Origin of the sequence: Methylobacterium sp. WL116 (assembly GCF_008039455.1) — a bacterium.
Classification (GTDB): domain Bacteria; phylum Pseudomonadota; class Alphaproteobacteria; order Rhizobiales; family Beijerinckiaceae; genus Methylobacterium.
The window spans coordinates 1-9,720 of record NZ_VRUV01000136.1; the positions used below are offsets into that span (position 1 = coordinate 1).

Annotated in this window: 9 protein-coding genes; 4 read left to right on the top strand and 5 right to left on the bottom strand. The window is 72.2% G+C overall.

From position 1 onward, the window contains the following. The first annotated feature begins 61 nt into the window (after nucleotides 1-61). The gene (locus FV223_RS12250) at nucleotides 62-583 is read left to right on the top strand and encodes a DUF1993 domain-containing protein (RefSeq protein ID WP_147727309.1); all 522 of its coding nucleotides are present in this window, start codon (nucleotides 62-64) and stop codon (nucleotides 581-583) included. A gap of 162 nt (nucleotides 584-745) precedes the next feature. Next, nucleotides 746-1,864, top strand: coding sequence for a molybdopterin-dependent oxidoreductase (locus FV223_RS12255; protein WP_147727310.1), 1,119 nt, complete (start codon nucleotides 746-748; stop codon nucleotides 1,862-1,864). Between the two features lie 233 nt (nucleotides 1,865-2,097). Here FV223_RS12255 and FV223_RS12260 read toward each other — a convergent pair whose 3' ends face one another. Then, on the bottom strand, nucleotides 2,098-2,829 hold the full coding sequence (locus FV223_RS12260; RefSeq protein WP_147727311.1) for a Crp/Fnr family transcriptional regulator: 732 nt from the start codon (nucleotides 2,827-2,829) through the stop codon (nucleotides 2,098-2,100). A 231-nt stretch (nucleotides 2,830-3,060) separates the two neighbouring features. Continuing rightward, nucleotides 3,061-3,300, bottom strand: a complete 240-nt coding sequence (locus FV223_RS12265) for a hypothetical protein (protein ID WP_147727312.1) — start codon at nucleotides 3,298-3,300, stop codon at nucleotides 3,061-3,063. Between the two features lie 154 nt (nucleotides 3,301-3,454). On the opposite strand from FV223_RS12265, the gene FV223_RS12270 reads away from it, so the two are divergent. Together FV223_RS12270 and FV223_RS12275 are read left to right on the top strand one after the other, a co-directional pair. Further along, nucleotides 3,455-3,646: a hypothetical protein gene (locus tag FV223_RS12270; protein ID WP_147727313.1), complete on the top strand. Its 192-nt coding sequence runs from the start codon at nucleotides 3,455-3,457 to the stop codon at nucleotides 3,644-3,646. A 211-nt stretch (nucleotides 3,647-3,857) separates the two neighbouring features. Beyond that, nucleotides 3,858-5,141 (top strand): ArgE/DapE family deacylase, encoded by a 1,284-nt coding sequence (locus FV223_RS12275; RefSeq protein ID WP_147727314.1) that lies wholly within the window; start codon nucleotides 3,858-3,860, stop codon nucleotides 5,139-5,141. 12 nt (nucleotides 5,142-5,153) lie between these two features. On the opposite strand, the gene FV223_RS12280 is transcribed toward FV223_RS12275, so the two are convergent. The 3 genes from FV223_RS12280 to FV223_RS12290 all read right to left on the bottom strand — a co-directional run bounded on the left by FV223_RS12280 (nucleotide 5,154) and on the right by FV223_RS12290 (nucleotide 9,561). Further along, entirely contained in the window at nucleotides 5,154-6,833 is a 1,680-nt protein-coding gene (locus FV223_RS12280; protein WP_147727315.1) for a methyl-accepting chemotaxis protein, read from the bottom strand. 183 nt (nucleotides 6,834-7,016) lie between these two features. Continuing rightward, entirely contained in the window at nucleotides 7,017-8,078 is a 1,062-nt protein-coding gene (locus FV223_RS12285; protein WP_147727316.1) for an SDR family oxidoreductase, read from the bottom strand. 154 nt (nucleotides 8,079-8,232) lie between these two features. Then, nucleotides 8,233-9,561 carry an aspartate aminotransferase family protein gene (locus tag FV223_RS12290; RefSeq protein ID WP_147727317.1) on the bottom strand — a complete coding sequence of 443 codons (1,329 nt, stop codon included), beginning with the start codon at nucleotides 9,559-9,561 and terminating at the stop codon, nucleotides 8,233-8,235. Between the last annotated feature and the right edge of the window lie 159 nt (nucleotides 9,562-9,720).

Genomic DNA, 9,720 nt, shown 5'->3' on the forward strand with positions numbered 1-9,720 from the left:
CCCGCGCGCGGTGTGCGCCCCGTCACCGCGTCGTCCCGGGCCGCCGCCTAAGCCAGGCCGGATGAGCATCAGCATCCACGACGTCAGCGTCCCGGTCTTCGTCCACGCGCTTGGCAACATGAGCGCGTGGCTCGACAAGGCGGCGGCGGAGAAGCCGGAGGCCGACCTGCTCGGCCGGCGGCTGGCTCCGGACATGAAGCCGTTGCCGGCCCAGTATCAGATGGCGTCCGACAGCGCGAAGAACGCGGTGGCCCGGCTCGCCGGGATCGCGGCGCCCGCGATGCCCGACGTCGAGGCGAGCTTCGCCGAGCTCAAGGCGCGCTGCGCCCGGACGATCGCCTTCGTCGAGGGCGTCGATCCGGCGGCTCTGGCCCTCGGTGCGGAGCGCGCGGTGGAGCTGACGTTCCCGAACGGCATGGGATACCGCTTCAGCGGGCAGGGCTACCTCACCGGCTTCGCGCTTCCGAACTTCTTCTTTCACGTCACCACGGCCTACGGCATTCTGCGGGCCGCCGGGGTGAGCCTCGGCAAGCCGGATTTCCTGCAGCATCTCGGGCCGCCGACCCTCCACGCCACGAAGTAGCCGCTCGGGCTCCCCGGCCCGGACCCGATCCCCGGGATCGGGCGCGCGCGGGAGCGCGCCAACGCCTGTGACGATGTCGCCCGGGCCGTTTCGGGGCGGCGCGTGAGCCTTCGCGCCGCCGGCGCGTTCATGGCCCGTGTCCGCATCCGAACGGGAGCCCCGATGTCGAGCCTGGCCGAGCGAAAGGCACGCCTGATCGTCCACGGCGATCGGCCCTACAACGCCGAGCCGCCGCTCGCCCGGTTGCGGGCCGCCTACCGGACCCCGGCGGAGGACTTCTACGTCCGCTCGCACGGCGACCTGCCGGACCTCGACCCCGACACCTGGCGCCTCGCCGTCGAGGGCGGAGACGGTGCCGCGCGGGCGCTTTCGCTGCACGACCTGCGGACCCGCTTCCCGCAGGTCACGGTCACGGCGACGCTGCAGTGCGCCGGCAACCGGCGCGCCGACATGCGGGCGGTCGCCCCGGTCTCGGGCGACCCGTGGGATGCCGGGGCGATCGGCACGGCCGCTTGGACGGGCGTGCGCCTCGGCGACCTCCTGCGCGCGGCGGGCGTCACCGAGGGCGCCGATCTCCACGTGGCCTTCGAGAGCCACGACCGGGTGGACGGCCGCCCGTACGGCGCCTCGATCCCGCTCGCCAAGGCGATGGCGCCCGAGACCCTGCTCGCCTACGCCATGAACGGGGAAGCCCTGCTGCCCGAGCACGGCTTCCCGGTCCGCGCGGTGGTGCCGGGATTCGCCGGCGTGCGCAGCCCCAAATGGCTCCGGCGCCTCGCCGTGCAGGATCGCCCGTCCGACAACCCGATCCAGGCCGAGGATTACAAGCTGTACCCGCCCGACGTCGGCGCCGAGACGGCGGACCCGGCCCGGGGGCACACCATCGACACGATGCCGCTGAACGCCGCGATCTGCGAGCCGGAGCGCGGCGCCGCCCTCCGCGCCGGTCGCACCAGGGTTCGCGGCTACGCGGTGAGCGGCGACCGGGCCATCGTGCGCGTCGACGTCTCCGGCAACGGCGGCCGGTCCTGGCGGCAGGCCAACCTGGAGCACGCGGCCGGCGCGCCGTTCGCCTGGACGTTCTGGGCGGTGGAGCTCGATCTGCCGCCGGGCGAGCACGAGCTCGCGGTCCGCGCCTGGGACGCCGCCGGCCAGACGCAGCCGGCGCTGCCGGACGACACCTGGAACCACAAGGGCTACCTCTGCGCCTGCTGGCACCGCGTGCGGGTGAGCGTCACCGCAGCGCGCATCGATGGCGCGATCCCCGCGGCGCACGACTGATACCGGGTCTCATAGGTCAGGACCCATGAGGTCCGGCGGACGACCGCCGCCCCGCAGTCGCGGGGGCCAAGGCTCGATGCGTCACGCTCGGCGAGGCTTGGCATGAGGCGGGTCGCGAGCCGGCGGGCGCGCGACGGCCGCTCCCGAGGCGTCCGCCCCGCGGGCATCCACCGGCGGCAAGTCCCCTCCGCGGCTCGGTGTCGGCCCGACCCGTGACGCGGTCGTGGCGCGGACTACCGCGCCTCCGGAGCGTCGCTTCCCTCGATCAGCCGAGCGTACTCGGTCTCGGCCAAGCCGTAGCCGTCCCCCGCCACATCGAGCAGACGCTCGCGGTCGATGATCTGGACGTGGCCCCGGCGCTTGCCGACGAGGCCGTCCTTCTCGAGAACCTTCATCGCCATCGTCACGCCGGGCCGTTCGACGCCCAGCATCAGCGACATGAACTCCTGCGTGACCGTGATGTCGTCGCCCTCGCCGCGATCGTGACACATCAGCAGCCAACGGGCGAGGCGGGTCGGCGTACCGCCGCGGGCGTTCGCGAACGCGGTCTGCGCGGTCTGGATGGTTTGGGTCTGGATGTATCGGTGCAGGAGGCTCCGTAGGGCGGGGCGTCGCTCCACTTCGGCGCGCAGGTCGGGCACATCGACCGTCAAGACGTGCCCGGCCGCCTGCACGAAGTGGGTGAACGGGCTGCGGTCGTCGTCGAGCAGGACCGGGGCGGCCCCGACCAAGCCTTCGCGGCCGAGCAGCCCAATCTCGATGCGGCCGCTGGGCGCATCGGAGGTGACGGAGACAATGCCCGCCTCCACGAAGTGGACGCTCGTGATCTGCGTGTTGGCCGAGATGAGCACGCGCCGGAGCGGGATCGCCTCGGGACGCAGCGCAGGCGCCAGGGCGGCGAAGTCCTCCGGAGGCAGCGCGCGCAGGAGGCGGTTGCGCAGGGCGGCCTGCTGGAGATCTGCCACGTGTGCTCTCGCGTTGCGGGCAAGAGCACACGCTGTCCCTCAATCGTCAGCGCCCTGAAACGAGCCGACCACCGAGAATACATGGTGCGCGATACATAGATCAGCAATCGCTCCGAGCCGTACCATGGACATCAATCAGGTGGAATTCCCGGATAAATCGTCATATTTTTACTTATCGAGCGTGATCCGATTCTCCATCCAAGGGAGAGGTGCCGAGCAATCCGCGTGATCTTACTGCTTCTCCGCCCGGAGCATCTCGCGGGCGAACGCGAACACCGCGTCGCGCCCTTTCGGCGATTTGATCGCCAGCCAAGTCTGGATGAGCAGCGAGGCATCCTTCGGGTAGCCGGCGTTGGACTGCTCGAAGAATGAGTCTGGGGAGCAGCCGAGCATCAGCGCGAGATGAGCGAGCGTCTCGGAACCGCTGACTTCAGGGGCCATGTCGGTCCCCTTAGGTGTCGGCATATCCATCTTATTCCCTCGTGTATCCGTCTCTAGCTCGACAGGAATGCATCTTAGCATTGCAGAGGGGGTAGTAAAATCGTAAATAATGTACAAGAATAGAGACAGGCACAGCTCTGTAAAAATTTTACATTTTATCTTTCCGTGCAGGAAGGAAATGCTTGTGGATCACACGCCTGATCTGAATGCGGTCGCCGACGCGGTCATGGCCGCGCATGCCGTCATCGACGAGCACGGCACGCACGAGATGAAGACGATGAGTCGGACGCTCCTGTTCACGGTCGGCAAGGCGATCGCCCAGCGCAGCCGGCCTGCGCGCGAACCGCAAGATCTCCGAGGCGACGAGGTCGGGTGACCTCGGGGCGAATCGCGACGTCGGAACGAGGCGATGTCCCGATCGCGTTCCGCATTCGATGGGGCGACGCGTGCGATCCAGCCCAGAGCTTCCGGTCGTCTCGCCGGCGACCGCTGCGCGAAGGCATGCCGCGCCGGCCTTCGCCTAGGCCGGCGCGCGCGGGCGCGGTAGGCTCGCGGCGTTCCGCCGTCGCGAGCCCTGAGGACCCCGCATGCGCCTCGATCCTGCCCTGGCCGCCCGCATCGCGGCTTCCGTCGCGGACGGGTTCGCCGACCAGGTCGCCCACACCCAGACGCTGGTGCGGTTCGGCTCGACCCGCGGCGCCGAGCACGCGATCCAGGATTTCGTGTTCCGCGGCTTCCGCGCGCGCGGCTACGCCACCGAGCGGTTCGGCATCGACGCCGCCGCGGTCGAGGCCCATCCCGGCGGCGCCAAGGTCGCGGCCGGGCATTCCGAGGCGCCGGTGGTGGTCGGCATCCACCGGCCGCGGGACGAGCGCGGGCGCTCGCTGATCCTCCAGGCCCATGTCGACGTGGTGCCCCCCGGGCCGCTCGATCTGTGGACGCACCCGCCCTTCGATCCGGTGATCGCCGGCGACTGGATGTACGGGCGCGGCGCCGCCGACATGAAGGCGGGGCACGCGGCCAACCTGTTCGCCCTCGACGCCCTGCGCCGCATCGGCCTGCAGCCGGCCGCCACCGTGACGATCCAGTCGGTGGTCGAGGAGGAATCCACCGGCAACGGCGCGCTCGCGGCGCACCTGCGCGGCTACCGCGCCGACGCGGTGCTGATCCCCGAGCCGATGGACGAGGCCCTGGTGCGGGCCAACACCGGCGTGCTGTGGTTCACGGTCGAGGTGCGCGGGCGCCCGGTGCACGTGCGCGAGATGGGGGCCGGCGCCAACGCCATCGACGCGACCTACCGGGTGATCGGCGCCCTGCGCGCGGTCGAGGCGCGCTGGAACGCCGACCGGGCCGGCCGGCCGCACTTCGCCGAGGCCGAGCACCCGATCAACCTCAATATCGGCCGGATCGAGGGCGGCAACTGGATCTCCTCGGTGCCGGCCTGGTGCCGCATCGGCTGCCGGATCGCGCTCTATCCCGGCCTCCGCGCGGCCGACGCCGCCGCCGAGATCGAGGCGGCGGTCGGCGCCTTCGCCCGCACCGACCCGTTCCTGTCGGGCACGCCGCCGCGGGTGAGCTTCGACGGCTTCTTCGCCGAGGGCTACGTGCTGGAGCCGGGCTCGGACGCCGAGAACGTGCTCGCCGCCGCCCACCGCGCGGCGGTCGGGACGGCGCTCACGAGCGTCATGTCGCCCTGCTACCTCGATACCCGGGTGCACGCCCTCTACGAGCGGGTGCCGGCCTTGTGCTACGGCCCGCGGAGCGAGAACATCCACGGCTTCGACGAGCGCGTCAGCCTCGCCTCGGTCCGGCGCATCACCACGGCGATGGCGCTGTTCGTGGCCGAATGGTGCGGGACCGAGCCGGCCTGATCCCGCCCGCGGTCAGGCCGCGCGCACGGTGGCGAGGAAGCGCCCGACCTCGGCGGCGAGGTGCTCGGACTGGCGCGACAGCTCGGACGCCGCGCCGAGCACCTGGGTCGCGGCCGCCCAGGTCTCCTCGGCGGCGCCGGCGACGCCGGTGATGTTGCTGGTCACCTCGGCCGTGCCCATCGCCGCCTGGCCGACGTTGCGCACGATCTCCTGGGTCGCCGCGCCCTGCTCCTCGACCGCCGCCGCGATCGCGGTGGCCACCGCGTTGATCTCGCGGATGCGCCCGGTCATCCCGCCGATCGAGGCGACCGCCTGACCGGTCGAGGCCTGGATCTGCGCGATCTGGCCCGAGATCTCGCTCGTCGCCTTGGCGGTCTGCTCGGCCAGGGCCTTCACCTCGGAGGCGACCACGGCAAAACCCTTGCCGGCCGCGCCGGCGCGGGCCGCCTCGATGGTGGCGTTCAGGGCCAGCAGGTTGGTCTGGCCGGCGATGTCCGAGATCAGCCCGACCACGGCGCCGATCCGCGACACCGCCGCGCTCAGCTCCTGCACCCGGGCGCCGGTCTGGTCGGCCTCGCGCACGGCCAGATGCGCGAGCTCGGCCGAGCCGCCGACCTGCCGGCCGATCTCGGCCACCGAGGAGCCGAGCTCCTCGGCGGCCGCCGCCACCGTGTTGACGTTGGTGCCGGCCTCCTCGGCCGCGGCCGCGACCGTGGTGGACTGGCCGGCCGTCTCGGTCGCCGTCGCGGTCAGGGTCTGGGCGGTGGCCTGCAGCTCGGTCGCCGAGGACGACACCATGCCGATGATCCCGCCGACCGCCGCCTCGAAGTCGTCGGCCATCTGGCGCATGCCGGCCTTGCGCTGCGCCTCGGCCGCCAGCCGCGCCTGTGCCGTGTCGGCCTCGAGCTTGCGGGTGCGGATCAGGTTGTCCTTGAACACCTGCACCGCCGCCGCCATGGCGCCGATCTCGCTGCGCTCGCCGGTATGCGGCACGGCGATCGCGGTGTCGCCCGCCGCCACCGTGTCCATCACCCCGGCCATCCGCTGCACCGGCACGGAGATCGTGAACACCGACATCCACCCGACCGCCAACGCCGTCGCCGCGACGAGGCCGAGGCCGACGGCGATGGCGAAGCGCGCCTGCTCGCCGAGCGCCGTGGCGCTCTCGGCGCTCGCCCGGCCGGCGGCGTCGTTGAAGGCGAGGTCGGCCTTCAGCGCGGCGCGCGCGGCGTTGAGCGCGGGGAGCATGCCGTCGAGGAGGTGCGCGCTCGCGCCCTTCGCGTCGCCCGCCTGCAGCCGCCGCAGGAATTCCTCGCCCATCGCCGAGTAGGCCGGCACGGTTGCCTTCACCGCCTCCCACAGCGCCTCCTCGCCGGGGCTGACGAAGCCGGCATAGTCCTTCAGGTCCGCGTCCAGCTCGGCCATGCTGGCGCGCAGCCGCGGCAGCGATTGCGGCCGCCGCTCGTCGCTGGAGACGAGGTAGGCGAGCTGCCGGCTGCGCAGCGCCTCGAAGTTGGTGGCGAGCCGCCCGAGGATGCGGGTGGACGGCAGCGCATTGCCCGCAAGCGCGTCGGTCACGGTGCTGAGGGCGTGCAGGCGCGCGTAGCAGAAGCCGCCGAGCCCGGCCGTCAGCAGGAACAGCACCAGCACCGCGCCGACTAGGCGCGCACGGATCGAGAAATGGGCCAGCATCGCGGAATCCTTCGTCGCAAGGCTCCGTGATTGTCGATCCCGGTTAAGATCACCCTATAAGGACCGGACGGTCCTCGGATGCGCAAGATTTCCCCTTGGCGCGACCTTGCCGGTCTACGCCGCCGGGGCGAGGAATCGGCCGGCTCGATGCGGGATCGCGCCGGCCGTCCCGTCAGGCGCGGCTCACGGGATCAGCCGGTCGGCCCGCAGGCGGGCGAACAGGTCGAAGAATGCGTCGTCGGTCGGCTGGTAGGCGAGGAACCCGAGCCGACGGCTCTTGCTCATGTCGGTGACCACCTCGATCGGCCGGCCGAGGTCGGCGTCGGTGTGCCAGGGCGAGGCGAGCTTGGCGAGGTCGGGCTCGGCGAGGCCGTGGCGCGAAGCGATCTCCGCCCAGATCGGGCCGTCCTCGGCCATCTGCGCCGCGAGCGGGCGCACCGTCCCGTCGAACGGCTCGGGCGTCAGCCCGAACCAGGCCGCGATCCGGCCCCACATCCAGCTCCAGCGGAAGACGTCGCCGTCGACGACGTTGAAGTCCTGGTTGGCCGCGTCGGCGCTGGTCGAGGCCCAGAGCAGGTGGCGGGCGAGCAGCCGCGCGTCGGTCATGTCGGTCAGCCCGCTCCACTGCATGCCGGAGCCTGGGAAGCGGAACGGCCGGCCGGTCTCGCGGCACAGGGTGGCGTAGGCGGCCAGCGTCGTGCCCATGTTCATGGCGTTGCCGACCGCCTTGCCGATGATCGTGTGCGGGCGGTGGACGCTCCAACGGAAGCCGTCGCGGGCGGCGGCCGAGAACACCGCATCCTCCTGGGCGTAGTAGAAGTTCTCGACGTCGAGCCGACCCTGGTCCTCGCGGAACGGGGTCTGCGGCACCGAGCCCTTCCCGTAGGCCTCGAACGGGCCGAGATAGTGCTTCAGGCCGGTGACCAGGGCGACGTGCCGGAGCGAGGCCGCCGGCCGCAGCGCGTCGAGCAGGTTCTCCACCATCGCGCCGTTGACGCGGATCATCTCGGCCTCGGTGTCGCGGCGCATCCAGGTCGCGAGCACCACGTGGCTCGGCTTGAGGCCCGCGAGCGCCCGCTGGAGGGAGGCCGGATCCTGCAGGTCGGCGGCGACGGGCACGACGCCGTCCTGCGCCACGGGCTTGCGCGCCAGCCCCGCCACCGCCCAGCCCTCGGCGGAGAACCGCTCGGCGGCCGCGCTCCCGACGATGCCGCTGGCGCCCACGATCAGAACCGAACCCGTCATGCATGACCCTCGCTGCCGAAGGCGCGCGGCCTTCGTATGCGGGTTCAACCAGCGGGCGTGCGTTGCGTTGCAGCGAAGACGCCTCTTCCCTTCCCCCTCTGCGGGGGAGGGGAGGTGCCCGCATCGCCCGGATTGCGGAACCGGGCCCCCGGCCTCACGCCACCCGGTCGATCGCGTCGCCCAGCACCTGCGCGATCTCGCCGATCTGGCCGTGCTCCAGGATCAGCGGCGGCGAGAGCGCGACGATGTCGCCGGTGACGCGGATCAGCAGGCCGCGCGCGAAGCAGTCGACGAACACGTCGTAGGCCCGCTTGCCCGGCGCGCCGGGGCGCGGTTCCAGCTCGATCCCGGCGATCAGGCCGATGGTGCGGATGTCGACGACGCGGGCGCGCCCGCGCAGGTCGTGCATCGCCGCGGCCCAGTCGTCGGCGAGGTCCGCCGCCCGGGTGAGCAGGCCCTCGTCGCGGTAGATGTCGAGGGTCGCCAGCCCCGCCGCGCAGGCGACCGGGTGCCCGGAATAGGTGTAGCCGTGGAACAGCTCGATCCCGTCCGGGCCGTTCATCAGCGCGTCGTGGACGTGGCGGCCGGCGAAGACCGCGCCCATCGGGATGGTGCCGTTGGTCAGCCCCTTGGCGGTGCAGACGAGGTCGGGCGTCACCCCAAAGAAGTCGGCGGCGAAGGGCGCGCCCAGCCGCCCGAAGCCGGAGATCACCTCGTCGAAGATCAGCAGGATGCCGTGCGCGTCGCAGATCGCGCGCAGGCGCTCGAGGTAGCCCTTCGGCGGCACCAGCACGCCGGTCGAGCCCGCCACCGGCTCGACGATGCAGGCGGCGATGGTCTCGGCGCCGTGCAGCGCCACGAGGCGCTCGAGGTCGTCGGCGAGCTCGGCCCCGTGCTCGGGCTGGCCCTTGGTGAAGGCGTTGCGGGCCGGGTCGTGGGTGTGGCGCAGGTGGTCGGTGCCCGGCAGCGTCGGGAAGGCCCGGCGGTTCGAGACGATGCCGCCGACCGAGATGCCGCCGAAGCCGACGCCGTGATAGCCGCGCTCGCGCCCGATCAGCCGGGTGCGGGTGCCCTGGCCGACCGCCCGCTGGTAGGCGAGCGCGATCTTGAGCGCGGTGTCGACCGATTCCGAGCCCGAGCCGGTGAAGAACACCCGGTCGAGCGCGGCGCCGGCCGGCCCAGGCGCGATCTCGGCCAGGCGCTCGGCGAATTCGAACGCGATCGGGTGGCCCATCTGGAAGGTCGGGGCGAAGTCCATCGTCGCGAGCTGGCGCTCGACCGCGCTCGCGATCCCGCGGCGGCCGTGCCCGGCGTTGCAGCACCACAGGCCCGCCGTCCCGTCGAGCACCTGGCGGCCGTCGTCGGTGGTGTAGTGCATCCCGTCGGCGGCCACGAACATCCGCGGCGCCGCCTTGAACTGGCGGTTGGCCGTGAACGGCATCCAGAACGCCTCCAGCGAGGGCGCGTTCTTCCGTGCGTTCAGGTCGGACATGAGGGCTCCTCGGCTCGCGATCGTGCCGGCAGGGGACCCGGTTTCGCGCGCCGCAACAACCCCCTTTCGCGCAAGCCGGGCGCCTCCGGCATGTGCCCGGCAACGGCCGCCCGGCGTGGGCGGCGGTCGAGGGCGCGCCGCATTCCCGGC